This window comes from Nitratireductor pacificus pht-3B (genome assembly GCF_000300335.1).
Classification (GTDB): Bacteria; Pseudomonadota; Alphaproteobacteria; order Rhizobiales; family Rhizobiaceae; genus Nitratireductor; species Nitratireductor pacificus.
In genome coordinates this window covers 93,306-116,612 of the sequence record NZ_AMRM01000016.1, presented here as the reverse complement: position 1 = coordinate 116,612, position 23,307 = coordinate 93,306, and the positions used below count along the sequence as shown (strand labels likewise).

The window sequence follows — 23,307 nt, the reverse complement described above, 5'->3', positions numbered from 1 at the left end:
TCCTTTGGCTTCTTGTGAATGTCGTGACTGTTTCTGCGGCAAGCGCGACCTAGACGCCGCGCCACCAAACCTTGCGTCCCAGGAGCTCGACCACCAGGTAGAGGAGCGTCGAAAGGATCGAGATCACCACCAGGGCTGCGAACAGGAGGTCTGAGCGCGCCGAGGCGTTGGCGGAGAGGATGACGTAGCCGAGCCCGCCTTCAGCCCCGACGAACTCGCCAACGATGGCGCCGATCACCGCGAGCGGCATAGCCGTCTTGCAGGCATCGACGATGGAAGGCAGCGCCGCCGGCATCTGCAGCCGCCAGAACCGCGTCCAGCGCGATGCGCCGATCGCATCGAAGTGTTCACGCAGGTGCGACGGCACGCTCTCCAGTCCACCCAGCATGCCGATGACGACGGGGAAGAAGGCGAAGAGGAACGCCATCAGCACCTTGGATGTCAGGCCATAGCCGAACCAGATCACCATAAGCGGCGCGAGCGCGACCTTCGGCAGGCCCTGGAACAGAACGATCAGCGGGTAGACGGTGCGGCGCGCGAGCGGCACTGTGTGGATCGCGAGGCCGAGCGCCAGACCGCCCGCGACTGCCCAGAGATAGCCGACGACGACTTCGTTCAGGGTCACGATGCTGTGGCGGTAGAGTTCGCCCGCATTGTTCCACAACGCTGCCAGAACCGACGACAGCGAGGGCAGAAGGTAAGGTCTGATGCCAAACCACTCCGACGCCATCTCCCAGCAGAGTGCGATGAGCCCGAAGAACAGGATCTCCGGAAGCCGCAGTCTCGAGAACAATTCGCTCATGCGAAAGCCTCCACCAACACAGCCAGCATCAATTCTCACCCCAGCCTTTGGGTGGCTCGACCAGGAATTTTTCGAACTTCCACTGGTCGAAAGCAGTGACATCGTCCTTCCACACACTCGGGTTGTACGGGTTCTGCTCGGTCACCTGGACCATGTCGGCATAGAACTCGACGTTGTTGTTGTCTGGGTCCTTGAAGACGAGGAACAGGTTCTCGCCCGGCCCGTGCTTTCCGATTCCGCGCTCAATCTTGACGCCCTTCGACTGGATATGGCTGGCCGCCGCCTCGATCTCTTCGAGCGATCCCAGTTCGTAGGCGAAATGCTCCAGTCCCGGGCGATTGACGCTGTAGAGGTCTTCACGGTTCTCGGCATCGGGCGGGATTTGCACCAGGGCCAGATCGTGGTGGTCGGCGCCGCAGCGCAGGAAGACCAGCTTGTCTTCGATCCAGTCCGAGAGCGTCAGGCCGACGACCTCCGTGTAGAATTCGAAGGACTTGCGGATGTCGCGCACATGCAGCACGAGGTGGCCCATCTTGCGGGGCTGCGGTTTTGCCATATCAATCTCCCTGGCTTGAAAGCTGTCGGCCCGCCGCGGAAGGCGGACCAATGCTCACCTTACTCGGCCAACGCGTTGGTGAAGAGCTGATCCGGCTTGACGGCGTCCGGCTTCAGGTCGAACGCCTTGACCATCAGTGCATGGGTCGCGCCGATGCGATCGGTGTCGAACGTCGTTTCGACCTTGCCGGAAGGAGCAAGCAGAGACGCCAGCTCCTTGATCTGCTGTAGCGTGATCTCGCGGTCCAGGCTCGGATATGCGGCGATCAGGATGTCGGCCGCCGCTTCGGGCTCCTCCATGGCGAATTCGTAGCCGCGATAGGATGCCTTGAGAAAGGCGCGTAGCGCTTCCGGTTTCTCGGCTATCGATGCCTCGGTGGCGACAAAGCCGCTGCCATAGGCGTCGAGGCCATGATCGGAATATTCGATCCACCCCACCTGCTTGCCGGCCTCACGGGCGATCTTCTGCAGGACGGCACGGTTGGAGGCGCGCCAGCACTCGGCCAGATCGATCCTGCCTTCCAGAAGGGAGGCGTCGACAACGGCGGGCTCGAGGCGAAGAAGCGGGATCTCATCGTGCTTGCGGCCGTTCATCTCAAGCCAGGCCGGCAGGATGTTGTGAACCGGAGAGGCTGCTCCGCCGCCCATCTTGAGCCCAATGAGGTCGTCAATATCCCTCTGATCGCCATCGTCTTTCTTGACGTAGCAAACACCTGCCGGCCACACTCCGTTTATGACGCCGATCATGCGCAGGCTGCCGCCATTCTGGCGATTGAGCCCGACATTGATCGGATCGACATAGCCGACCGTGAACATGCCCTGATCGACCTCGTTGGCCGTGCGTGAACCGCCATAGCCACGGGACAGCGTGACATCTAGCCCGGCCTCGTCGAACCAGCCCTTCGCCTCCGCGATAATCGGCCCCGCGACGCTGCCCTGCGGCAGCCACGCCATGTTGAAGCTGATCTCCTCGGCGGCTCCCGCCGGGCCTGCGGCCAGGGCCGCCATAGCTGCGGCGGCCATCATGGCGCGTGACCTGCGTCCTCGATTGTGCATGCTCGTTCCTCCCTTGTTTTTCTGTTTTCCGGGCCCTGCTTACTGAACCGGGTTTGTGATCTCGCCGATCTCCACGATCGCCGCGGTCATGACGTCACCGCGCTTGAGGAAGATACCGCGCCCCATGCCGACGCCGGTCGGCGTGCCCGTTGCGATCACATCACCAGGCTTCAGCGTCAGGATCGTCGACAGGTAGGCGATCTGTTCGTTGACCTTCCAGATCATCTCCTCGGCGGTGCCCTGCTGCATGACGGCGCCATTGACCGACAGGCGGAGACCGACCTTCTGCGGATCGGGTATCTGCGATGCCGGCACGAGCCAGGGACCGAAAGGCGCGAAACTGTCGTGACACTTGCCCTGGAACCAGTCGAACTTGAACGGATAATCGCTACGCACATTCATGTCGCGCGCCGTCACGTCGTTGACCACCGTATAGGCAGCCACATGGCTCAGCGCATCAGCGACGGAGACATGCCGCGCCCGCTTGCCGATGACGGCAGCCAGTTCGACCTCCCAGTCGAGCTGACTGGTCGCCTCCGGCATCAGCACCGGCTGACCCGGGCCGATAACGCAGTCCTCGAGCTTGAGGAACATATACGGCTTGCTCTCCGCCTTCGCGGCAAGCACCGTTCCCATTTCATCCGCGTGGTCGACAAAATTCGACGCGGCGCAGAAAATCCGTCCCGGACGGAATGGCGCGGCAAGCTGTGCGGTGTCGGGCACTGCGCGCACGGCACCTGCGGCCGCCGCCGTGCGGACCGCGTCCGCCACCGCGCCCCAGTCGCTTCGGTCGGCGCACAGATTCTCCAGGAACCGGGCCGCCTCGCCGTTCGACCAGTCTCCCTCCGGAACGTGAATTCCCGCGTCCCGCAGCGCTTCGGCATCGTAGACCGCTCCGTCGCAGATCACGGCCGGTGCTTCCCTGCCCCCCGATGCGTATGTGCCGAAAGCGATGACTGGCATGAGATTTCTCCTCACTCATTCTCGATTTCATTATGCGTACAATATCTGATTTTTGTGTGCAATATCTTTTTTGTGTATGTGAGAAGCCTATTCAAATGCCTCGGTCACCAGCGTGCGCACGAGTTCCCGGTCGACGGGCGACAGCTTCCCCGCACTCCCCGCCTCCCGCGCACGCATGAATGATGGCCGCCGGGCGACGCGCTCCGCCCAGGCCCGCGCGCTGGAATGCCGCTCCCACAAACTCCCGAGCGCCAGCATCTCCAGGCGCTCGACCATCGCCGCCATGGCGATGTCGGCAAGCGAGAATGCATCTGCAGCAAGCCAGCCCCCTTCCCGTACGGTTCGGCCGATGCGCGACATGGTTCGATCGAGACTCCGAACGGCCAAGACGACGGCGGCACGATCCAGGGGCGCCGATGCCGCAGCCCTGTAGGTCGCCGCACGCTCCGGCTGCGGATGGCGAGAAATGAGATTTTCCAAGGCCTCCGGGGACAATCCAGCGAGAAGCGGCTTGATATACAGATTGAAGGTGGGCGGTCTGATCGCCGGGTGAACCACCGTGTCTTCATGCTGACACCACCACCGCATGCGCGCACGGGCGAACGCATCGTCCGGCTGAAGCCGCGAGGAATTGAATGCCTCGTCCAGATAGGCGTTTATCGTCGAAGATTCGGTCAGCACCCCCTCGACAGTCTCGAGAGCAGGCACCAGACCGTCCGGATTGAGGGCCAGATACGCTGGATCGAGATGATCAAAATCAGTAAGGCTGAGCGCACGGCCCTCCCAGGGGACTCCAATCTCGGCAAGACACATCCGCACCTTGAATGATTGAAGCGAATCCCAGGCATGATGGAGAACAATCACCGCAATCTCCCATTATTGCGTACAATAATCAGATAATGTCGACATTAATGACTGGAAAAGCAAGGGACTCGTTGCTAATGTTCGGCGAATTGCAACTGCGTGATCGAATTCAGTCGGTCTTTACCGGAACGAGCGGAACCCCATGGCGAACAGCACTCTGAGCAGAAAGATTGCCAACACCCTTTCAGAAGAGATCCTGAAGGGTGAACTGTCGCCGGGCGACCGGCTGGACGAGCAATCCCTTGCTGATCGCTTCGAAGTCTCGCGCAGTCCTATTCGCGACGCCCTCCGCGAACTCGCCTCGACGCGGCTGATCGAACACCAGCCGCGGCGCGGTTTTGCAGTGGCGACGATCGACACGGCAACGCTTCGGAACCTCTATGAAGCCTCCGGGGAGCTCGAGGGACTTTGCGCCAAGTACTGCGCCCTGCGGGCTGATGCGGTGCAGCGCGAGCATATCCGCATGCTCCATGAGCAGGGGCTGGAGGCGATCAGGCTCCACGACATGGCCGCCTATGCAGAAGCCAACCATGCCCTGCACCGGGCGATCTACGATGCATGCCACAATGATGCGTTGCGGGACATCACGCTCGATGTCCGGAACCGGCTTTCCATGTTCCACGCCCGGTTCCTGTTCTCGGAGGGCCGGGTCGCACAATCGTGGGAGGAACATCAGGAAGTCGTCGACTGCATCCTGAGGAACGATGGCGACGGCGCCAGCGACGCGATGAAGAGGCACGTGGCGAAAACGGCCGTGAACATCATATCGCACATCACGCAGGACAGCAGGAAGCCGATGCGCCAGCCACTCACAACCTAGACTGAAGCCGGTTGCATCCACGGCTCCCCTCTGGCCACGCGGGTTTATGAGTGGTTTGGCGACCCGATCCGGGGGAGGCTCCAGGTGCCAGATCGTCTCCATCCTGCAGGATATTGATCCGTCACCTGGACGTTTGAAATGTACCGGCTCAGCAGCCTGCCCCTTATTCGGCGGCCGGCATCTCGCATTCTGCAGCATAGCTGTCGCCATGTGCCGTCAGCACTTTGCCTTCGGTCCGCAGCACCATTTGGCCGGCATCGTTCTTGATCGCCTCGAGCGCATACCAATCCTGTACGGGATGCTGGTTCAGACCGAATTTGAAAGAACCGCGCACGGAGGGTATCTCGGCACCGAGCAGCGCCTTTCTGAACGCGGACGAATCTCGTGCCCCCGCCGGGCTTTTCTCAAGGCCCGCCGCGATCAGCAGCGCTGCGTCATAGCCCTGCGCTGCATAGTATGTCGCGGGGCGATCATCATACTTTTTGCGCCAGGCCTCGACAAAGGTCTTGTTGACCGGATTGTCGAAATCATCGTTCCAGTGACTGGTGACCTGCAGGCCGGTGGCTGCCTCACCGACAGCGCCGAGGATCACATGATCCATGGAAGCCGGATGTACGACCAGCGGAATCTGATTGATGAGACCTGCCTGCTGGTACTGGCGGATAAAGGCTATCCCCAGTCCGCCCGGCTCAAACTCGTAGACGACGTCGGGTTTTGCGGCGCGGATCTGCGCCATTTCGGCAGCGAAGTCGGTCTGGTCGAGGCCGGTGTAGATTTCACCGACGATCTCGCCCTTGTAGAAGCGCTTGAAGGCAACCATGGTCTCCTTGCCCGCCTGATAGTTGGGCGCGACGAGGAAGGCCGTCTTGTGACCGAGCGATTGCGCAAGGGCGCCGGCGCTTTCACCCTGGCTGTCGTCCTGCCACGAGCTGACGAAGTAATTGGGATGACAATCGCCGCCAGCGAAGGTCGAGGATGCCGTGTTGGCGCTGACATAGACCGCGTCGTTGTCGAGTATCTCCGGCACGGCGGCGAAAGCGACGTTGGCGAAAACGATCCCGGTAAAGAGCCTGATATTGTCAGCCAGCATGGCTTCGGCAATCTGCCGCGCGTTGCCGGGCTTCAGTCCGTCATCCTCGACCACCAGCTCCACCGATACACCGCCGAGCGACCCGCCGCTCTCGTCGATGGCCAGTTGAAAGCCATCCCGGATATCCTGGCCAAGATAGCCTGCAGGTCCTGAAAGCGTCGTGATCATGCCGATCTTGACCAGTTCCTGGGCTTGGCCAACCCCAACCATCGCCGACAAAAGGCCCGCGGTGAGCAGATATTTTCTGACTGTCAATGTATTGCCTCCCATTTGCCCCGGTCGGGCGTCCATTGTGACGATTTTCGTGTTTGTTGATTGCTTGTTCGGCTAGAGCTTCACCCATCCGTCCGGTGGCACCTTGCCGGGATGCACCACGCCGCAGTTCGGGCAGGTACGCGCCTTCTCGTCCGTGTAAAATGCCTGGTAGATCGGCGGCAGGTCGCGCACGATGCTCTTGAGGGATACCTCGACGCGCTGCACGAGCGCGCTGCATTCGAAGCAGTACCATTCGAATGCGTCCATCTGGTCGGGCTGGCGCTTCGGCTCGATCACCAGGCCGATCGACCCCTCCTGCGGACGCTGCGGCGAATGACGCACATGCGGCGGCAACATGAAGATGTCACCTTCGCGGATCGGCACATCGTAGAAGGCGCCGTTATCGACCACCTTCAACACCATGTCGCCCTTCAGCTGGTAGAAGAACTCCTCGACCGGATCGTCGTGATAGTCGGTTCGCTTGTTGGGTCCACCGACGACCGTCACCATCATGTCGGCATCCTCCCAGATCTGCTGGTTACCGACCGGTGGCTTGAGCAGATGCTTGTGCTCGTCGATCCACTTGGAGAAGTTGAACGCTGCGAGTCTTCTTTCCGTCATGTTGTCCTCCTCAAATCTGCGCAGCCCCCTGTCGGCGTGCGGTTAGAGTTGCAATCCGCACGCCTCGAAGGCGGCGCGTGTCCTGGCTTTCTCATCCTCGCTCAAGTCGAGCAGCGGCGCCCTCACGGCTCCGCCCGTCTGACCGAGCAGGTCCTGCCAGTATTTCTGGTGAGCGTGCGGTTTCTCGGTCGGACGCGTGCTGCGCAGTGCATTGCGGACCGGATCGAGACTGTCCCGGATGGCGCGCGCCTCATCACCGCGCCCCGCGAAGGCCAGATCGGTGTATTCGCGCATCCGCCGATCATGCTTCGTCTGCAGAAGATAGGGCGGGGATGAGCAGAGATAGAGCCGCCATCCAAGTTCAAGGACGTTGTCCAACCACTCTTCCTCGGAGGCGGTCGAGACGATGATCCGGTCGCCGGCGAGCCGGGTCAGCTCTGCATACATCGGGCGCGGCACGGAGTATTTGATCGCGACGACAGTCTCGATGTCGGCCAGCCGGTTGCAGAGTTCCGGGCTCATCAGATAGCCGCTGTCGGGATGGCTCCACAAGGCCATGCCGATATCGACCTTGTCGGCAATCATCCGGTAGTAGTTCAGCAGCGTCTCGTCCTGCGCCTTGAAAAAGTGCAGGACGGGCGCATGGACAACGATGTAGTCCGCGCCGGCTTTCTGTGCGTGCCGTGCCAGATCAATGACGACATCCATGTTCTGGTCAGAGCAGGACATGATTGTCTGGGCCCGCCCTGCACATGCATCGATCGCAAGATCGAAGCAGCGCTTGCGCTCATCGACGGACATCGAGAAGAATTCGCCTTGCTTGCCGGCGATGAAGAAGCCATCGATGCCAAGGTCTTCGATCCAGTGATCGATGTTGCGCCGAAAACCCTCTTCATCGAGTTCGAGAGATGGAGTGAAGGGCATCAGCGCTGCTGCCCATATGCCCTGCATGGTTTCGCGGGCGTGGGACTTGGCGGACTTCCTGTCGTAGTTCATGGATCGAGAACCTTTACAGATCTTTCGAGGGAACGCGCCGAGTGCCTATAAGGCAATCGTGATTTTCCGTATTAATTCATCGCTTTTCCTTATGAGTTCTCCGTTGCGCGGGGTGCTCCTTGTGTGCTTCGGTGCGGCGCGCGGTCAGATCGCCATGCGATGCGAGACGTTCTTCACCACCGTGTAGTGGGTGATGCCCTCCGCTCCGCCTTCCCGGCCGTAACCGCTTTCCTTCACGCCTCCGAACGGTGTCTCTGCGACAGAAGCTTCGAGTGTGTTGATCGACAGATTGCCGGCCTCGATCTCGTCTGTGAGCCTGTCCGCATTGGCGGCGGCATTGGTGAACGCGTAGGCTGCGAGACCGAAAGGAACCGAATTCGCCTTCGCGATCGCCTCATCCAGCGAGGCCACCGGATTGATAACGGCAAGCGGACCGAACGGCTCCTCGCGCATGATGCGGGCAGTGTCGGGAACATTGGCCAGCACCGTGACGGGGAAAAAATAGCCGCGATTGCCGATCCGCTCGCCTCCGGCGAGCAGGCGGGCCCCGGCGGAAACCGCATCCGCGACGAGGCCTTCCATCGCCTCGATCCGCCGATGATTAGCCAGCGGTCCCATCTCGGTCGCGGCATCCAGCCCGTCGCCGATCTTCACCGACCGGGCCCTTTCCACGAAGGACGCCGTAAAAGTGTCGAAGGACCGCTCATGGACGAAAAACCGGGTGGGCGAGGTGCAGACCTGCCCGGCATTGCGGGCCTTGCGCACCGCGGAAACGATGCCGGCCTGATGTGCATCGGCATCGTCACAGACGATGACCGGCGCATGACCGCCCAGTTCCATAAGAACGGGCTTGATATGCCGGGCAGCAAGCCCCGCCAGATGCTTGCCCACCGCGGTGGAGCCGGTGAAAGCAATCAGCCGCACCTGATCCTGGGGGATCAGATACTCGGAGATGCGAGCCGGAACGCCGAAAACGAGATTGAGCACGCCAGCGGGCAGGCCGGCGTCATGAAAGGCGCGCGCGATGTGAAGCGCACCCGCCGGAGTCTCTTCGGCCGCCTTGAGGATGATCGAGCACCCGGCGGCCAGTGCGCCAGCCACCTTGCGCGACGGCTGGCTCATGGGAAAGTTCCAAGGTGAAAAAGCAGCAACGGTTCCGATCGGCTGATGATGCACAACGTAGCGGATGCCGGGTTCGCTGGGGATCACACGGCCGTAGAGACGCTGTGCTTCGCCTGCGTCCCATTCGAAGAACTCGCAGCCGCGAATAACCTCCAGGCGCGCCTGCGTCAGAGGCTTGCCATGCTCGCAGGTGATGTCGAGCGCAATCTCCTCGATCCGCTCGCGCATCAAAGCCGCCGCCCTGCGGATGATCTCTGCACGGCGCGCCGGCGCCGCGCGGCTCCACACCTTCAGCCCATCGGCAGCGGCGGACAGCGCGTCGTCGAGATCCCGCTCCGTGGCCACAGGCAATGCACCGATCAGGCTTTCATCGACCGGGTTCACGACCGGCAGCGTGTCCGCCGTCTTGCGCCAGGCACCGCCAATGTAGAGCTGAAGATCAGGATAGTTTGACATATATGCCTCGGCACTTTCGGACAGGATCAATGAAATGGGGCAGCACGGCGCAGCCTGCGTGTCGCCCGTGTGGAAAGGATCGTCGATTTGCATTTATCGACAAGATGGATTTGTTTGATAAATTGATATTGATTTCTGTATAAATCGCACGCCGATATCGCAAACGATGCCGCGTGGACAAAGGACGCGCCTGATGAAGATAACGATCAAGCAGATCGACGGATTTCTGGCAGTCGCCGAACTCGGCAACTTCTCGCGCGCTTCGAAGCGGCTCAACATCGCGCAACCCGCGCTGTCGCAGGCGATCAAGGATCTCGAAGCAGAGCTCGGCGTGCGGTTGTTCGACCGCACGACACGGCGCGTCGAACTCACCGACGCAGGCCGTGAATTCCGCGACTCGGCCTCGAAGGCAATTGAGGAACTGGAACACGCGGTGGAAAGCGTCCATCAGCTGGCCGAGCGGCGGCGGGGACGCCTGCGCATCGCCGCTCCGCCACTCCTTGCCGCCGTCGTGCTGCCGCAAGCGATCGCCGACTTCCAGAGCCGCTATCCGGGCATCAGCGTTCAGGTCGCAGACATCAGCACGGAGCAGATCGTCGAAAGCGTTCGCAGCGGCAAGGCGGATTGCGGGCTCGGCACCTTTCCATCCGGCGAAGAAGGGATCGAAAGAGTGGTGCTTATGCGGGACAACCTGATGCTGTTCTGCGACGATCAGAGCCCCTTTAGGGAGAAGACGTCCATCGCCTGGAGCGAACTGGCCGGCCAGCCGCTGATCGCGCTCACCCGGGACAGCGGTATCCGTCTGCTCGTCGAGGTTGGTTTCGAAACCGTTCAACTGCCGCTGCGCCCGACATTCGAGGTGTCGCACATCGCCACGGCGCTGGCGCTGGTCGAAGCCGGGCTGGGCGTCTCCGTGCTTCCAACCTATGCACTCGCCACTGCCCGCCACCACAGGGTATCGGGGCGGCTTCTGGAAGCGCCGACGATCTCGCGCGAGGTTGTGCTTATCCACGCCAGCGGACGCTCGGTCTCGCCGGCCGTCTCGGCCTTCAGCGCCGTCGTGCGCCGTTATGCGCAGAAACTGTCGCCCCAGGAGATGACGTGAACGCATCAGCCGCGCCTCACCAGTTCGGTCAATGCGTGTGAAAGCATTGTCTCGGGGTCGGCAAGGTCGAGAACGACGTCGAAATGATTACGGTCGGGGATCTCCATGAATCCGCATTCATGTCCGGCTTCGCGCCAAAGTTGGTGATAGGCGCGGGATTGCCTGCCGAAGCCTGCGGGTTCCCCCGACGCAAAGGCGACGATGAGCGGGCAGCCGATGCCCGAAATGTGCTCGGCCGGGCTCAGTTCGGCAACCTCGCGCGGGGTCAGGCCTATCCATTCCTGCACGAAGGAAGCGGCGATCGGCGCCAGATGAAAAAGGCCGCTGATCGTGAGCGCGCCCTTGACGACGTTCTCCGGCACCTGGGCTGCCGCCTGCCATCCGTTTGCGAGCAGCGTCCCGGTGAGGTGACCTCCCGCCGAACTTCCGCCCGCAAAGATGCGCTGTGGATCGACCCCGTAATTCGCACCGCGCCGCCAGAGGAAAGACACTGCCTGGCGAACCTCGCGAACGATTTCCGCCAGCGAAACGGCCGGCGCCAAACGGTAGTCGAGAACGGCTGTCGCGATCCCACGCTCAGCAAGCGCCGGCGCCATGAAGGCGGAATCCAGTTTCGACAACGCACGCCAGTAGCCGCCATGAACGAAGAGAAAGACAGGCTTGAGGCGCTCGCCGGGTGCTGCAGCGCCAAAAATATCAAGTGTCTGTCCGCTGATCTCGTCATAGACGACATCCAGTGTTGCGCCAGGCATCGCGCGCGCCGGCTGGGAGAGTTGGCGATAGCGCTGCATCTCCTCATCGAAACGCGCGGATGTCACGGTCGCACGGGCATTGTAGTCGCGGTCCAGCGCTTCGCGCGAAAGCCTGCCCTCGCCGCGAAGCGCGCCGAGCAGTTCCGCTGCCGAACCGGATGGGGCCGTCATTTCAGGAAAGCGCGAATCGTGTCTGCGACTGCGCGTGGCTGTTCGAGCGTCGGGAAATGCGTCGTGCCCTTGAGCTTGGTTGGCTGGAACCAGGGGTTTGACACAGCGAATTCCTGTTGCGCGGCGAGATACTCCTGCTCGAAGGGCTGGGAGAAGATGTGTGTGACGGGCCGCGTCTCGGCTATGGCCTTCATGCGCGCCATGGGATTGCCCCATTTCCGATAGGCCCTGGCGATCTCGCGACCCGAGCGCGCCCACATTTCATAGTCGAACCCGGCCATCTCGTTGTTGACGTGATCGACGATGTCGCGATTGTCGGTATCGCCGATCCAGTAGCCAAAGAAGTCGCTACGCCCGTTCTCCCAGTTCGTGCGATCCTGGAGCTCATCGATCATGGTGAAGAAGGATTCGTTCGGCGTCACCATGATCCAGTCGATGACGACAGAACGCGGCACGCGCCCGACGCCAAGGCGGTCCGTGGCCTCGATGTTGGCCCAGCCACCGTGCGACGTCGACACCGGAACGACCTTTTCCAGCCCGAGCGCATCGACGAAAGCGACAATATCGGAAGCCTGGTCGGCCGTCGTGAAATCGCCGTCATGGCTCCGGTCTTCGCCATGTCCGCGCCAATCCAGCCGGATCACCCGGTGCGTACGCGCCAGTTCCGGCGCCAGATGCTTGAACAGCCGGTGATCCTGGCACCAGCCGGACAGGAGCAGCACGGCATCACCGGATCCCGCCTCGTCATAGGTGAACGGATTGGCGCCGATGCGTATTGTCTTCACGGGTTCCTCCCAAGGGTCGTCATGCGATGAGTTTCGGGTACCGGGCGTCAGACGGCCTCCACAGCACCGGTGGGGACGTGCATGGCGGTGCGCAGGCGCAGCATTGCCAGTTCACGGGACCGTCCGGTGATGGTCAGCACCTGGGAGCGCAGCGCATCCGGCCAGAGGTTCATGTCGCCCTGGCGCTCGGACTGCTCCTGGGTATGTTCGGTGAGCGGACGCTCCCGCGCTTCCCATGCATCGAGTGCGGCAGGAATATCGTCCGCGTCGGCCACCGCAACGGCAAGCCCCAGACCATTCATCAAGGCACAGCCCCCACCCTGCCCGAGATAGGGAGGCATGGCGTGGGCGCCATCGCCCAGAACGGCAGCTGCGCCGCTGCTCCAGCGTTTCAGTTTCACCACCTCGAATGCATCCCAGCGCCCGGCATTGCCGAAGCGGCCGACAAGGTGCGACAGGTGCGGAAAGGCTTCACTCCACAAGGCACGGTCGGAAGGCACCCGCAAGGCGGCCTCGTCGTCCGAAGTGCAGCACAAAGCAATATACAGATGCCGGGCGCTTGCCGGCGTATAGAGAATGCGCCGGCTGCCGGAGAAGTGTTCGATATACTTGTCCTTATCCGCCTCGGCGACGTCACCGTCGACCCTGTCGATCAACATCCGGACGGCGCCGTAGCCGAGATGTTTGCGATAGAGGAGCAGGTCCAGGGAATCGCGGACGGCGGAGTTGATCCCATCGGCCCCGACGACAAGATCGGCCGCTTGCCGCTTGCCGTCAGCCAGCAGCAGCTCGCCCTCAGGGGTCGCTCCGACGACTTCGGACGAGGTGCGAATTTCCACCCCGTTCGCCCTGCAAATGTCGATCAGCGACCGGGTCAGCGTCTCCCGCAGGATGGTGATCAGGCGCGCCGAACCGGGACGGTTGATCGGAATTTCCTCCATGACGCGGTTCTCATGGTCGCGCGTCTCGAACAACGGACCGGCATGCGCCCCAGCCGTCGCCTCGTCATAGGCGCCGAGAGCTTTCAGAACGCGAAGGCCGTTGCTCCAGATATAGATGCCCGCGCCAAAGGTCCGCAGGTCCGCAGCGCGCTCATGAACGGTCACCCGCCAGCCGCGCTGCGCCAGCGCAGCGGCAACGGTTAAACCGCCGATTCCCGCTCCGGCGATTTCGGCCCTGCGTTGCGCGCCGCCTCCATTCAGTCCTGCCACTGCTCCACTCCGGTTCCGCCAGCCCCGGCCGTCCAGGCGCAAGGCTCCATCAAATCCGGGACGAGGATTCCGTGTCCGTGCTATTCAGACAAATGAATAGTTGCCAATTTGCTATGAGCCATGTGAATATCCAGAGAGTATTTGGGGGTACGGCACAACATGAAACTTCTCGCCAGCCGACTGACGATCCGCCATCTGCGCATGGTGGTGGCCATCCTGGAGGAGGGCAATCTCGTCGGTGCGGCGAAGCGCCTGAACATGACCCAGTCGGCCGTAACCAAGGCACTTCAGGAGGTCGAGGCGCTCACCCACGCGACACTGTTCGACCGCACGAACCGCGGGGTGGTGCCAACCATATTCGGCGAAACGCTCGCCGAGCACGCCCGCTTCATCATCACCCAGCTCGACCATGCCGAGGAACATCTTGCCGATCTGCGTGATGGCACTGGAGGGCGCATCGCCATCGGAACGCTGCTTTCCGCCTCGGCCGAACTGCTTCCCGGCGCCATCGCCCGCCTTCGCCGCCAACGCCCGCGCATCGTGGTGCGTATCGTCGAAGGAACCAGCGACGTTCTCGTTCCCGCCCTGCGCAGCGGCGAAATCGATCTGGTGGTCGGCCGGTTGTCGGAGCATCGTGAACGGCAGGATGTCGAACAGGAAACGCTGATGGACGACCTTGCCTGCGTCGTCGCCAGAAGCGGCCACCCGCTGGCTCAACGCGAAACCCTGGTGTTACGGGATCTTGTGGAATGGGACTGGATCCTTCCCCCGCAGGAAACCAGCCTCAGGCGGCAAGTCGACCTGGCCTTTCGCCAGCACGGCCTTGAGCCGCCAATGCATGCCGTGGAATCGGTCTCCCTGCTGACGAACAGGGGGTTGCTGGTCAACGCCAACTATCTCGGCGTGCTGCCCATCCAGGCAGCCCGGCAGGAAGCGGCGTCCGGTATCATGACGATTCTGCCGGTGTCGCTGGGCGCCACCCGGCGTTCGCTTGGCATCACCACACGCGCCAACGCGCGGCTCTCGCCGGCCGCCAAGGGCCTGATCGAGACCCTGCGGGACGTCGCTTCCGAGCTGAGCTTCGGTCGGCCGACACATGATTGAATGTTTGGCAATACAAAGCGCTCCGCTATTCACTGAACTCATATCCGCTTGAAGAGTTTTCCCTTTACCACCAGCGTGATTCCGCCAAGCCTGATGGGAAGGCCGCAAGAGAGGTGCAAGGAGAAGCGCCATCTTCAGCCGGCTGGGGAACCTCATTTCAGGGGAGAAATCGATGAGTTTGATAAGATTTGCCGCCGCCTCGGCGATCGCGCTGGCTGCCGCCAGCGCCGCGCAGGCCAATGAGCCGGTGAAGATCGGCATGATTACCACCCTGTCGGGGCCTGCAGGCTATCTCGGCCAGGATATCCGAGACGGTTTCCAGCTGGCGATCGACGCCGAGGGCGGTACGCTGGGCGGCGTGCCGGTAACGGTCATGGTGGAAGATGACGCACTGAAGCCCGGCAATGGCCGCCAGATCGCCGACCGGTTCCTCAACAATGACGGCGTCAAGCTCTTCACCGGCATCGTATTTTCCAACGTTGCCGGCGCAACCGTTCCCGATATCGTCGACAACGGCGCTATCTATGTCAGTCCCAATGCGGCACCATCCAACTTTGCCGGCAAAGAATGCCACGAGAACTATTTCGTCGTGTCCTGGCAGAACGACAGCCTGCATGAAAGCGCAGGCCAGAATGCCAGCAACCTCAGCTACAGCAACGCCTTTGTGCTGGCGCCCAACTACCAGGCCGGCAAGGACGCGATTGCAGGGTTCAAGCGCTTCTTCAAGGGCGAGATCGTGGGTGAAGTCTACACCCGCCTCGACCAGACCGACTTCGCGGCCGAGATGGCGCAGATCCGTGACGCCAAGCCGGACGTCGTGTTCCAGTTCCATCCGGGTGGCCTGGGCATTTCATTTCTGCGCCAGTATCAGCAGGCGGGGCTTCTGGAGACCGTTCCGATGGTGGTGGCCGAGCCCTCGATGGACGGCGTCATCCTGAACGCTGTCGGCGACGCCGCAATAGGCATCAACGTATCCAGCCATTGGAACGCCGACTTCGACAACCCGGCGAACAAGCAGTTCGTCGCGGCCTGGAACAAGGCATACGACCGCCCGATCACCTACTACGCAAGCCAGGGCTACGACACGGCACTTGCCATCGCGTCGGCCCTGAGAGCCACCGGCGGCAATCTCCACGAGCTCGACGCTTTCCGTGAAGCGCTGCGCAAGGCCGATTTCCAGTCCGTGCGCGGCGATTTCGCGTTCGGACCAAACCAGCACCCGGTACAGGACTGGTACGCACTCAAGGTCGTTGCGGGCGAGGACGGCAAGCCGGTGCTGAAGACCGGCGAGAAGATTCTGGACGATCACTCCGACGCCTACGTGGCGGAATGTTCCCTCTGATCTTTCATTCCCCTGCGCGGACGGCTTGCCGCGCAGGACTGTCTTTTCCACGATCTGGACTACGGTCGACACGATGACCTTGTTTTTCGAACAGACGCTCAACGGGCTTCAGTTCGGCGTCATGCTGTTCCTGATGGCCGCCGGGCTGACGCTCATTTTCGGCATCATGGGCATTATAAATTTGGCGCACGGATCGATCTACATGGTCGGCGCCTATGCGGGCACGCTCGTCATCACCGAGACAGGATCGTTCCTGCTCGGTGTACCGGCAGCCCTGGCGGTGGCCGCGATCACCGGGATCGTGATGGAGGTCGCCGTCATCCGCCGCCTTTACAGGCGGGATCACCTCGATCAGGTGCTGGCCACCTTCGCGATCATCCTGATCCTCAATCAGGCGATCACCATTTTTTTCGGACGCCAGCCGCTATTCGCGCCGATGCCGGATGCGTTCAGCGGGTCGGTCGAGTTGCTGCCCGGCCTGTTCTATCCCGTGTACCGTCTCGTCATCATCCTCGTCGGTCTCGCGGTTGCCGCCGGTCTCTACATCCTGATCAACCGCACGCGTATCGGCATGCTGGTCCGCGCCGGTTCCACCAACCGCGACATGGTGCGCGCGCTCGGTGTCGATATCCGAATGCTCTACACAGTCGTCTTCGCGCTGGGCGCACTGCTTGCCGGCCTTGCAGGCCTGATGGCCGGGCCTGTTCTTGCCGTCCAGGTAGGCATGGGCGAACAGATCCTCATCACGACATTCGTCGTGGTGGTGATCGGCGGTGTCGGCTCGATCAAGGGAGCGTTCTACGCCAGCCTGATCATTGGCGTCGTCGATACCCTGCTGCGGGCCTATCTGCCGGGACTCCTGCGCCAGTTCATGGTGGGGTCCGAAGCCGACGCTCTGGGTGCGGGTATCTCCTCGATGGGAATCTATCTGCTGATGGCACTCGTCCTTCTCGCCAGGCCCAAGGGCCTTTTCGTGGCCGATAGCTGAGGCACCCACATGTCGATCTCCAAACTCGGAAGGCCACTCATCGCGCTCGCGGTTCTGGCCCTGCTAATCGCGCTGCCGCTGCTTGCAGAGGCAATGGGCCAGCCAGCACTGACATCGATGGTCGCCCGCATCCTGATCTACGGCATCGCCGCAGCCAGCCTGAACATCGTGCTCGGTTATGGCGGGATGGTGTCCTTCGGTCACGCCGCATTCTTCGGGATCGGCGGCTATGTGGTCGGCATTCTCTATGCGCACCATGCGTCCGGCGATCCACTGCTCGGTTTCATCCCCGGAACGAACCAGCTGCTGATCACGCTCCCCGCGGCCATCCTGGTGAGCGGATTGGCCGCGCTGGTCATCGGCGCCCTCTCGCTGCGCACCAGCGGCGTACAGTTCATCATGATCACCCTGGCTTTCGCCCAGATGCTCTTCTTCCTGTTCGTCTCGCTGAAGGCCTATGGCGGTGATGACGGTCTTATCATCCGGCGCGCCAACGAGGTTCCATGGCTGAACATGCGCGACAAGCAGACCGTCTATTACGTCTGCCTTGCAGTGACGACAGTCTTTTTCATTCTTCTATGGCGGTTCGTGAACTCACGGTTCGCCAATGTGCTCAATGGGCTGCGCCAGAGCGAGAAACGCATGGCCGCGATCGGTTTGCCCGCCTATCGCTACAAGCTTGCTGCATTTGTCATCTCCGGCATGGGGGCCGGCTGCGCCGGCGCGCTGATGGCGAACTTCCTGCGCTTTGCAAGCCCCGACATGCTGCACTGGACAAAGTCGGGCGAGCTTATGGTGATGGTTATATTGGGTGGGGTCGGAACACTCTTCGGGCCCTTGGCCGGCGCCGCCGTCTATATCGCGCTCGAGTCCATCCTGGCGTCGTGGACCGAGTATTGGCAGCTCGGCGTCGGCATGATCCTGCTGTTTGTGGTGCTCTACACACACGGAGGCGTTCAGGCGTTGGCGCAACGGCTCGTCGGGAGGCAGACATGAACGCCCCCATTCTCGCCGTTCGCGGACTGGTCAAGCATTTCGGAGGCCTGATTGCCACCGACTCCGTGGATCTCGATGTGCTGCCGGGGCAGATACACGCGCTGATCGGCCCGAATGGAGCTGGCAAGACGACGCTGATCGCCCAGCTCGCCGGCGAACTGCGACCCAATGGCGGCTCGATCGCCCTCGACGGGCGAACGATCGATGCTTTGCCAGCCGCTGCACGCGTCGCGCGCGGTCTTGCTCGCACCTTCCAGATCACATGCCTCCTGCCCGACTGCTCGGTTCGCGACAATGTCGCCATCGCCGTGCAGATTCGGCAGGGGCACAGTTTTCGCTTCCTGAGAAATGCGCACCGTGACGAGGGTTTGCGCGGCGAGGCTGAAACCCGTCTGGCAGCGGCCGGGCTCGCCGGGCGCGCAGACGAAATCGTCGCCAACCTGTCGCATGGCGAGCGCAAGCAGCTCGAACTGGTTGTGGCCCTGGCCACAAGACCGCGCATCCTGCTCCTTGACGAACCGATGGCGGGCCTTGGCCATGCCGAGAGCCAGCAGATGATCAAAACGCTTCGCGCGTTGAAGAAGGATGTGGCGATGCTGCTCGTCGAGCATGACATGGAAGCCGTTTTCCAGCTCGCTGATCGCATTTCCGTTCTGGTCTACGGCCGTGTCATCGCCTCGGGCACTGCCGACGAGATTCGGCGTGATCCGGAGGTCCGCAAGGCGTATCTCGGTGATGGAGACGAGGCATGTTGAGCGTCCACGGCCTCAAGGCCGCCTATGGAGCGAGCCAGGTACTCTTCGATATTTCGCTGGAAGTCGCCAAAGGCGAGGTGGTTACGCTGCTCGGCCGCAACGGCATGGGCAAGACGACAACCATCCGTACGATCATGGGCCTGCTTCCGGCGCTGGGTGGTGAAGTGACAATCGGAGGCAGGTCCGTCGTTCGGGCAACTCCGGAAGCAGTGGCCAGAATGGGTGTCGGTCTCGTGCCCGAAGGCAGGCAGGTCTTCCCGACACTCACTGTTCGCGAGAACCTGATCGCGACAGCCGCCAACCGGTTGGGACGGCGCGACCCGTGGACGCTCGAACGCGTCTACGAGATGTTCCCGCGGCTGCGTGAGCGCGCGCGCCAGTCGGCGACGACACTCTCGGGTGGCGAGCAGCAGATGCTCGTGATAGGGCGCGCTCTGATGACCAATCCGCAGCTGCTCATCCTCGACGAGGCGACCGAAGGACTGGCGCCTGTGATCCGCGCAGAGATATGGTCATGCGTCGAGCGACTGAAGGCCGAGGGCCAGTCGCTCCTTCTGATCGACAAGAACATCCAGGTCCTGAAAAGGCTCGCAGATCGTCACTTCGTGCTTGAGAAAGGGCGTACGGTCTGGTCGGGCGGCAGCGCCGACATCGAGCGCGACGCGGAGCTGGTTCACTCCTATGTCGGCATCTGAGCGACAAACCGTGCGCCACCTGCGCGTGGCGCTGATCGGATGGGGGGCAATCTCCCGGCGTGTGGTGGCGCTGCTAAGCGAGCGCATGCGGCGCGATATAGTGATCGTCGCCGTCGCCGTCCGCGACATTGAAGCCCCGAGAGACGGTCTTCCCGAGGGCGCATTACTGATCACGCGCCCCGAAGAGCTTGGCAACATCGACTGCGACATCGTCATAGAAGCGGCCGGGCGTTGCAGTATCGAATCATGGGGCACCGTCGCGCTGACGGAAGGCTGCGATTTCGTGATCTCGTCGACCAGCGCGTTCCGAGACGACGCGTTGAGGGATCGACTGACGGCATTGGCCGAGGAAAGAGATTGCCAGATCATCGTTCCGCCGGGTGCGATTGGAGGCATCGACGCGCTCGCGGCGGCCGCGGTCCTGCCGCTGGACAGTGTCGAGCATCTCATCGTGAAGCCGCCGGCGGCCTGGCGCGGCACGCCGGCGGAAGCATCGATCGACCTCGACGCCATCGATAAGGTCACCACCTTTTTCAGCGGTTCGGCGCGCCAGGCAGCCGACCTGTTTCCCCAGAACGCCAATGTAGCGGCCATATCTGCAATGGCGGGGGTCGGGTTCGAGCGGACCCGGGTGACGATGGTCGCCGATCCGTATGCAACGCGCAACGGCCACCGCATCGTGGCGTCAGGTGCGTTCGGAAAGCTGGATGTGACGATCGAGAACGAGCCGCTGGCCACCAACCCGAAATCGTCGGAACTCACCGCGCTCAGCCTGATACGCCTCCTCGAGAATCGCGTCTCTCCGCTGGTACGCTAGCGGGCGAATTGCCATCACGTCGCCCGCCGACGGCTGTGCAATCTTGAAGATCGATCTGAAGCAGCGCGTGATCGCCGATGGCGTCATGGGGATGAGCGAAGGTCTCGAAGACCTCGAAGTGATTGTTCGCCTCGCCCCTGAGGTTTTTGCCCTTCTTGGGTTCGTCCCCTCATCGCTCCTCCCCGTTCCTGCCTGCTTGGCGGGCCAGTCGCGCTTCGAGTTCCGTGATCCGCGCCGTCAGGCGGGAGAGCACGCCCTCAGCCTCTTCGTCCGTATAGCGCCGGGTAATGTGCTGCGGGCAGTTCCAGTCGAAGCCCTCGACAGCGATGAGAATGCCGCGCTCGACCCGCGCCCGGTATTCCGGCACCTCGAGGCGCGACAGCATCGCCTGATCATCAGGCGGGATGGTCCTGGCACGGCCGAACAGCTTCAGACGGGTCCTGTTCGGATAGTCCATGAAGAACAGGGACACCCGGTCGTCCGTCATCAGGTTCCCGACGCTGATATACTGGCGGTTGCCCCGATAGTCCGCAAATCCCAGCGTGCTGTCGTCGAGTACCCGCACAAAGCCCGTCGGCCCGCCGCGGTGCTGGATGTAGGGCCAGCCCGTCTCGCTGACGGTCGCCATGTAGAACGCGTTTCGAGCCGCGATGAAGCCGGCCTCCGCTTCCGTCAGGCGGTGATTGACCGCGTCCGGCCTGTCCTCCATGCGGGAGTAGGAGGACCGGCTGCCGAACGCCTCCTGCATCTTCCTGACGTTCGGCGTGAAAGCGATCCTGGCAAAATGATGCGGCATGGCTTCTCCTTCGGGATCGAGCGTCTGACCGTCAAAGGCCCAGATCGGAAAGCCCCGGGTGACCCTCGGGGCGCGGCCCCTGCGGCCAGCGAAACAGCCGTTGGTTCCCGGAAATCGGCTGGTCGTTGATGCTCGCCAGGCGCAGGCGCATCAGGCCGCGCTCGTCGAATTCCCAGTTCTCGTTGCCGTGAGCACGGAACCAGTTCCCCGTGTCGTCGCGATATTCATAGGCGAAGCGCACCGAGATGCGGTTCCCCGCAAAGGCCCAAAGCTCCTTGATCAGCCGATATTCCAGCTCGCGCGCCCATTTACGCTCGAGGAAGGCGACGATCTCGCCGCGACCGGCCGGAAACTCCGCCCTGTTGCGCCAGCGGCAGTCTTCCGTGTAGGCGCGCGACACCCGCTCCGGGTCCCGCGTGTTCCAGGCGTCCTCCGCCATCCGCACTTTTCGGATCGCGGTTTCGCGGGTGAAAGGCGGCAGCGGCGGGCGGGTTTCGGCCTGCGTCATGTCGTTCATGAGGTCCTTCTCCGTTTTTCCATGTGCGCGCGGCGCGGTCGAAACCCCGCCGGAACGCATTGCTTCCGGTCAGGCGACCTGGTTCAGCTCGATTCTGGGAAAGTCGATTTCGACCTGGGTCGCCTTGCCGAGCAGGTTGGTGAAAATGTTCATCGCCACATGCGTGATGATCTCGATGATCTCGGCGTCGGAATGCCCGGCCGCGCGCACCGCGTCGAACTCCGCCTTGCTCACTTCGCCGGTGTGCTCCACGAGCGCGCCGGCAAAGGCCAGCGCGGCCTGCGCCTTCGCATCCGACGACCGGCCGGCGCGATTGGCGAGCATCTCCTGACTGTCGAGGCCGGCCTTCAGGCCGATCGCGGTGTGTGCGGACACGCAGTACTGGCAGGCATTCTGCTCCGCGACGGCAAGCGCGATGCGCTCACGCGTCCGGGGGTCGAGCGAACCCGCTCCCGCAATGCCATGGAGACCCAGGAATGCGGCCAGGGCGGCCGGCGAATTCGCCAGCACGCGGATGAAGTTCGGAACCATACCGAGACCGCTCTGCACGGCATCCAGAAGCTCCCTGGCTTCGCCTGTGGCGGTCTTCGGGTCGATAACGTCAACACGGGCCATTGGAGGTCGATCCTTTCACGTCGGGATTGCGGTACTCTGCGGCACCAGTGCGGGCAAGATGCTTCAATCACGGATTTGAAAGAATAACCGATCTATGAAATATATTATTTCGCAAAGGGGAATAATATATGGATCGACTGCACGAGATCGAAGTGTTCATCGCGGTGGCGGAGGCGGGCAGTTTCGCCAGGGCCGGCCGGCAGCTGCGCCTGTCCCCTCCAGCCGTGACGCGGGCGATAGCGGCGCTCGAGGAGCGGCTCGGCGCCCGCGTCTTCAACCGCACCACGCGGAGCCTTTCGATCACGGATGTCGGGCAGCGCTTCCTCGAGGCCGGGCGACGCCTCGTGACGGATCTCGACACCGCCGAGAAGGAGGCCGTGGGCGAGACCGCTTCGCCGCAGGGTCATCTCAACGTCACGGCTTCGGTGACGTTCGGGCGATCCGCGCTGCCTCCGGTCGTCTGCAGTTTCCTCAGCCGATATCCGCGCGTCACAGCGTCGGTCCTGTTGCTCGACCGGGTGGTCAACCTCATCGAGGAAGGGATCGATGTGGCGGTACGCATCGGCCATCTGCCGGACTCGAATCTGATCGCCAAGCGGATCGGATCGGTCCGCCGCATGCTGGTGGCAAGCCCGGACTATCTTGCAAGGCGCGGCATGCCTGAAACACCGGCGGACCTCAGGTTCCACGCGATCCTCGCCTTCACCGGCCTGATGCCGAACCGCGAATGGCGCTTCCAGAACGGCCAGAAGCCGGGCAGCGTCGCCCTGCGCCCGACATTCGAGATCAACGATGCGGTGGCCGCCATACAGGCCGCAGAGATGGGCAACGGCATCACGATCGCGCTGTCCTATATGGTGAGCGACCAGATCCGTGCCGGGAAACTCGTGCCGGTGCTCGATCCGTTCACGCCGTCCGCGGTCCCGGTGCATCTCGTCTACCCCCACGCGCGCCTCGTCGCGCCCAAGACCCGCGCGTTCATCGATCATGCGGCCCCGCGGCTGCGGAGCGCCCTTGATCGGCTGGCAACGTGATTGGCCGGCAGCGACACGCCGTGC

The 23,307-nt window shown here is 62.5% G+C and carries 25 protein-coding genes; 10 read left to right on the top strand and 15 right to left on the bottom strand.

The genetic code is table 11. From position 1 onward, the window contains the following. Window positions 1–49: 49 nt before the first annotated feature. The 5 genes from NA2_RS14830 to NA2_RS14810 all read right to left on the bottom strand — a co-directional run bounded on the left by NA2_RS14830 (window position 50) and on the right by NA2_RS14810 (window position 4,240). A complete protein-coding gene (locus NA2_RS14830) occupies window positions 50–802 on the bottom strand; it encodes an ABC transporter permease (protein ID WP_008597804.1) in 753 nt (250 codons plus the stop codon). A 28-nt stretch (window positions 803–830) separates the two neighbouring features. Beyond that, window positions 831–1,358 carry a VOC family protein gene (locus NA2_RS14825; RefSeq protein WP_008597803.1) on the bottom strand — a complete coding sequence of 176 codons (528 nt, stop codon included), beginning with the start codon at window positions 1,356–1,358 and terminating at the stop codon, window positions 831–833. A 59-nt stretch (window positions 1,359–1,417) separates the two neighbouring features. Continuing rightward, a complete protein-coding gene (locus NA2_RS14820; protein ID WP_081582697.1) occupies window positions 1,418–2,413 on the bottom strand; it encodes an ABC transporter substrate-binding protein in 996 nt (331 codons plus the stop codon). A gap of 39 nt (window positions 2,414–2,452) precedes the next feature. Further along, window positions 2,453–3,376, bottom strand: coding sequence for a fumarylacetoacetate hydrolase family protein (locus tag NA2_RS14815; protein WP_008597800.1), 924 nt, complete (start codon window positions 3,374–3,376; stop codon window positions 2,453–2,455). An 87-nt stretch (window positions 3,377–3,463) separates the two neighbouring features. Continuing rightward, complete coding sequence (locus NA2_RS14810) at window positions 3,464–4,240, bottom strand: glutathione S-transferase family protein (protein WP_008597799.1); 777 nt, start codon at window positions 4,238–4,240, stop codon at window positions 3,464–3,466. A 142-nt stretch (window positions 4,241–4,382) separates the two neighbouring features. Between NA2_RS14810 and NA2_RS14805 the strand changes: the two genes are divergently transcribed. Beyond that, window positions 4,383–5,060 (top strand): GntR family transcriptional regulator, encoded by a 678-nt coding sequence (locus tag NA2_RS14805; RefSeq protein WP_008597798.1) that lies wholly within the window; start codon window positions 4,383–4,385, stop codon window positions 5,058–5,060. Between the two features lie 163 nt (window positions 5,061–5,223). On the opposite strand, the gene NA2_RS14800 is transcribed toward NA2_RS14805, so the two are convergent. The 4 genes from NA2_RS14800 to NA2_RS14785 form a co-directional block, all read right to left on the bottom strand. Continuing rightward, window positions 5,224–6,360: an ABC transporter substrate-binding protein gene (locus NA2_RS14800; protein WP_086005972.1), complete on the bottom strand. Its 1,137-nt coding sequence runs from the start codon at window positions 6,358–6,360 to the stop codon at window positions 5,224–5,226. Window positions 6,361–6,477: 117 nt separating this feature from the next. After that, window positions 6,478–7,026: a 3-hydroxyanthranilate 3,4-dioxygenase gene (locus NA2_RS14795; protein ID WP_008597796.1), complete on the bottom strand. Its 549-nt coding sequence runs from the start codon at window positions 7,024–7,026 to the stop codon at window positions 6,478–6,480. A gap of 42 nt (window positions 7,027–7,068) precedes the next feature. Continuing rightward, on the bottom strand, window positions 7,069–8,022 hold the full coding sequence (locus NA2_RS14790; RefSeq protein WP_008597795.1) for a dihydrodipicolinate synthase family protein: 954 nt from the start codon (window positions 8,020–8,022) through the stop codon (window positions 7,069–7,071). 144 nt (window positions 8,023–8,166) lie between these two features. Continuing rightward, window positions 8,167–9,600 (bottom strand): NAD-dependent succinate-semialdehyde dehydrogenase, encoded by a 1,434-nt coding sequence (locus NA2_RS14785; RefSeq protein WP_157188245.1) that lies wholly within the window; start codon window positions 9,598–9,600, stop codon window positions 8,167–8,169. A gap of 193 nt (window positions 9,601–9,793) precedes the next feature. Between NA2_RS14785 and NA2_RS14780 the strand changes: the two genes are divergently transcribed. Next, window positions 9,794–10,705, top strand: coding sequence for a LysR family transcriptional regulator (locus NA2_RS14780; RefSeq protein ID WP_008597793.1), 912 nt, complete (start codon window positions 9,794–9,796; stop codon window positions 10,703–10,705). 5 nt (window positions 10,706–10,710) lie between these two features. Here the strand turns inward: NA2_RS14780 and NA2_RS14775 are convergent, their stop codons facing one another. From NA2_RS14775 to NA2_RS14765, 3 genes are all read right to left on the bottom strand, one after another. Beyond that, window positions 10,711–11,496 carry an alpha/beta hydrolase gene (locus NA2_RS14775; RefSeq protein ID WP_244423655.1) on the bottom strand — a complete coding sequence of 262 codons (786 nt, stop codon included), beginning with the start codon at window positions 11,494–11,496 and terminating at the stop codon, window positions 10,711–10,713. Between the two features lie 128 nt (window positions 11,497–11,624). Next, on the bottom strand, window positions 11,625–12,413 hold the full coding sequence (locus NA2_RS14770) for an alpha/beta fold hydrolase (RefSeq protein ID WP_008597791.1): 789 nt from the start codon (window positions 12,411–12,413) through the stop codon (window positions 11,625–11,627). A 47-nt stretch (window positions 12,414–12,460) separates the two neighbouring features. Then, the gene (locus tag NA2_RS14765; RefSeq protein WP_008597790.1) at window positions 12,461–13,624 is read right to left on the bottom strand and encodes an FAD-dependent oxidoreductase; all 1,164 of its coding nucleotides are present in this window, start codon (window positions 13,622–13,624) and stop codon (window positions 12,461–12,463) included. Window positions 13,625–13,783: 159 nt separating this feature from the next. Between NA2_RS14765 and NA2_RS14760 the strand changes: the two genes are divergently transcribed. From NA2_RS14760 to NA2_RS14730, 7 genes are all read left to right on the top strand, one after another. Then, on the top strand, window positions 13,784–14,728 hold the full coding sequence (locus NA2_RS14760; protein WP_008597789.1) for a LysR family transcriptional regulator: 945 nt from the start codon (window positions 13,784–13,786) through the stop codon (window positions 14,726–14,728). 172 nt (window positions 14,729–14,900) lie between these two features. Next, complete coding sequence (locus NA2_RS14755; protein ID WP_008597788.1) at window positions 14,901–16,070, top strand: ABC transporter substrate-binding protein; 1,170 nt, start codon at window positions 14,901–14,903, stop codon at window positions 16,068–16,070. A gap of 73 nt (window positions 16,071–16,143) precedes the next feature. After that, the gene (locus tag NA2_RS14750; RefSeq protein WP_008597787.1) at window positions 16,144–17,058 is read left to right on the top strand and encodes a branched-chain amino acid ABC transporter permease; all 915 of its coding nucleotides are present in this window, start codon (window positions 16,144–16,146) and stop codon (window positions 17,056–17,058) included. A 9-nt stretch (window positions 17,059–17,067) separates the two neighbouring features. Next, the gene (locus NA2_RS14745) at window positions 17,068–18,054 is read left to right on the top strand and encodes a branched-chain amino acid ABC transporter permease (RefSeq protein ID WP_008597786.1); all 987 of its coding nucleotides are present in this window, start codon (window positions 17,068–17,070) and stop codon (window positions 18,052–18,054) included. Further along, entirely contained in the window at window positions 18,051–18,809 is a 759-nt protein-coding gene (locus NA2_RS14740; protein WP_008597785.1) for an ABC transporter ATP-binding protein, read from the top strand. The genes NA2_RS14745 and NA2_RS14740 overlap by 4 nt, the downstream gene beginning before the upstream one ends. Continuing rightward, the gene (locus NA2_RS14735; protein WP_008597784.1) at window positions 18,803–19,504 is read left to right on the top strand and encodes an ABC transporter ATP-binding protein; all 702 of its coding nucleotides are present in this window, start codon (window positions 18,803–18,805) and stop codon (window positions 19,502–19,504) included. The genes NA2_RS14740 and NA2_RS14735 overlap by 7 nt, the downstream gene beginning before the upstream one ends. Window positions 19,505–19,529: 25 nt before the next feature. Continuing rightward, entirely contained in the window at window positions 19,530–20,321 is a 792-nt protein-coding gene (locus NA2_RS14730; RefSeq protein WP_244423654.1) for an aspartate dehydrogenase, read from the top strand. Between the two features lie 169 nt (window positions 20,322–20,490). Here the strand turns inward: NA2_RS14730 and NA2_RS14725 are convergent, their stop codons facing one another. The 3 genes from NA2_RS14725 to NA2_RS14715 form a co-directional block, all read right to left on the bottom strand. Next, complete coding sequence (locus NA2_RS14725; RefSeq protein ID WP_008597782.1) at window positions 20,491–21,117, bottom strand: pyridoxamine 5'-phosphate oxidase family protein; 627 nt, start codon at window positions 21,115–21,117, stop codon at window positions 20,491–20,493. A 31-nt stretch (window positions 21,118–21,148) separates the two neighbouring features. Continuing rightward, on the bottom strand, window positions 21,149–21,625 hold the full coding sequence (locus tag NA2_RS14720; RefSeq protein ID WP_008597781.1) for a nuclear transport factor 2 family protein: 477 nt from the start codon (window positions 21,623–21,625) through the stop codon (window positions 21,149–21,151). A 78-nt stretch (window positions 21,626–21,703) separates the two neighbouring features. Next, a complete protein-coding gene (locus NA2_RS14715; protein WP_008597780.1) occupies window positions 21,704–22,249 on the bottom strand; it encodes a carboxymuconolactone decarboxylase family protein in 546 nt (181 codons plus the stop codon). Window positions 22,250–22,377: 128 nt separating this feature from the next. Between NA2_RS14715 and NA2_RS14710 the strand changes: the two genes are divergently transcribed. Beyond that, window positions 22,378–23,283, top strand: a complete 906-nt coding sequence (locus tag NA2_RS14710) for a LysR family transcriptional regulator (protein ID WP_008597779.1) — start codon at window positions 22,378–22,380, stop codon at window positions 23,281–23,283. Window positions 23,284–23,307: the final 24 nt, after the last annotated feature.

What these genes read in the sequence shown, in the direction of transcription:
- NA2_RS14785 (WP_157188245.1), bottom strand. Translation starts at nt 9,600, where the DNA reads ATGTCAAACTATCCTGATCTTCAGCTCTACATTGGCGGTGCCTGGCGC.
- NA2_RS14755 (WP_008597788.1), top strand. Translation starts at nt 14,901, where the DNA reads ATGAGTTTGATAAGATTTGCCGCCGCCTCGGCGATCGCGCTGGCTGCC.
- NA2_RS14745 (WP_008597786.1), top strand. Translation starts at nt 17,068, where the DNA reads ATGTCGATCTCCAAACTCGGAAGGCCACTCATCGCGCTCGCGGTTCTG.
- NA2_RS14710 (WP_008597779.1), top strand. Translation starts at nt 22,378, where the DNA reads ATGGATCGACTGCACGAGATCGAAGTGTTCATCGCGGTGGCGGAGGCG.
- NA2_RS14725 (WP_008597782.1), bottom strand. Translation starts at nt 21,117, where the DNA reads ATGCCGCATCATTTTGCCAGGATCGCTTTCACGCCGAACGTCAGGAAG.
- NA2_RS14740 (WP_008597785.1), top strand. Translation starts at nt 18,051, where the DNA reads ATGAACGCCCCCATTCTCGCCGTTCGCGGACTGGTCAAGCATTTCGGA.
- NA2_RS14760 (WP_008597789.1), top strand. Translation starts at nt 13,784, where the DNA reads ATGAAACTTCTCGCCAGCCGACTGACGATCCGCCATCTGCGCATGGTG.
- NA2_RS14775 (WP_244423655.1), bottom strand. Translation starts at nt 11,496, where the DNA reads ATGCAGCGCTATCGCCAACTCTCCCAGCCGGCGCGCGCGATGCCTGGC.
- NA2_RS14750 (WP_008597787.1), top strand. Translation starts at nt 16,144, where the DNA reads ATGACCTTGTTTTTCGAACAGACGCTCAACGGGCTTCAGTTCGGCGTC.
- NA2_RS14830 (WP_008597804.1), bottom strand. Translation starts at nt 802, where the DNA reads ATGAGCGAATTGTTCTCGAGACTGCGGCTTCCGGAGATCCTGTTCTTC.
- NA2_RS14780 (WP_008597793.1), top strand. Translation starts at nt 9,794, where the DNA reads ATGAAGATAACGATCAAGCAGATCGACGGATTTCTGGCAGTCGCCGAA.
- NA2_RS14795 (WP_008597796.1), bottom strand. Translation starts at nt 7,026, where the DNA reads ATGACGGAAAGAAGACTCGCAGCGTTCAACTTCTCCAAGTGGATCGAC.
- NA2_RS14815 (WP_008597800.1), bottom strand. Translation starts at nt 3,376, where the DNA reads ATGCCAGTCATCGCTTTCGGCACATACGCATCGGGGGGCAGGGAAGCA.
- NA2_RS14735 (WP_008597784.1), top strand. Translation starts at nt 18,803, where the DNA reads ATGTTGAGCGTCCACGGCCTCAAGGCCGCCTATGGAGCGAGCCAGGTA.
- NA2_RS14820 (WP_081582697.1), bottom strand. Translation starts at nt 2,413, where the DNA reads ATGCACAATCGAGGACGCAGGTCACGCGCCATGATGGCCGCCGCAGCT.
- NA2_RS14715 (WP_008597780.1), bottom strand. Translation starts at nt 22,249, where the DNA reads ATGGCCCGTGTTGACGTTATCGACCCGAAGACCGCCACAGGCGAAGCC.
- NA2_RS14790 (WP_008597795.1), bottom strand. Translation starts at nt 8,022, where the DNA reads ATGAACTACGACAGGAAGTCCGCCAAGTCCCACGCCCGCGAAACCATG.
- NA2_RS14800 (WP_086005972.1), bottom strand. Translation starts at nt 6,360, where the DNA reads ATGGTTGGGGTTGGCCAAGCCCAGGAACTGGTCAAGATCGGCATGATC.
- NA2_RS14825 (WP_008597803.1), bottom strand. Translation starts at nt 1,358, where the DNA reads ATGGCAAAACCGCAGCCCCGCAAGATGGGCCACCTCGTGCTGCATGTG.
- NA2_RS14805 (WP_008597798.1), top strand. Translation starts at nt 4,383, where the DNA reads ATGGCGAACAGCACTCTGAGCAGAAAGATTGCCAACACCCTTTCAGAA.
- NA2_RS14720 (WP_008597781.1), bottom strand. Translation starts at nt 21,625, where the DNA reads ATGACGCAGGCCGAAACCCGCCCGCCGCTGCCGCCTTTCACCCGCGAA.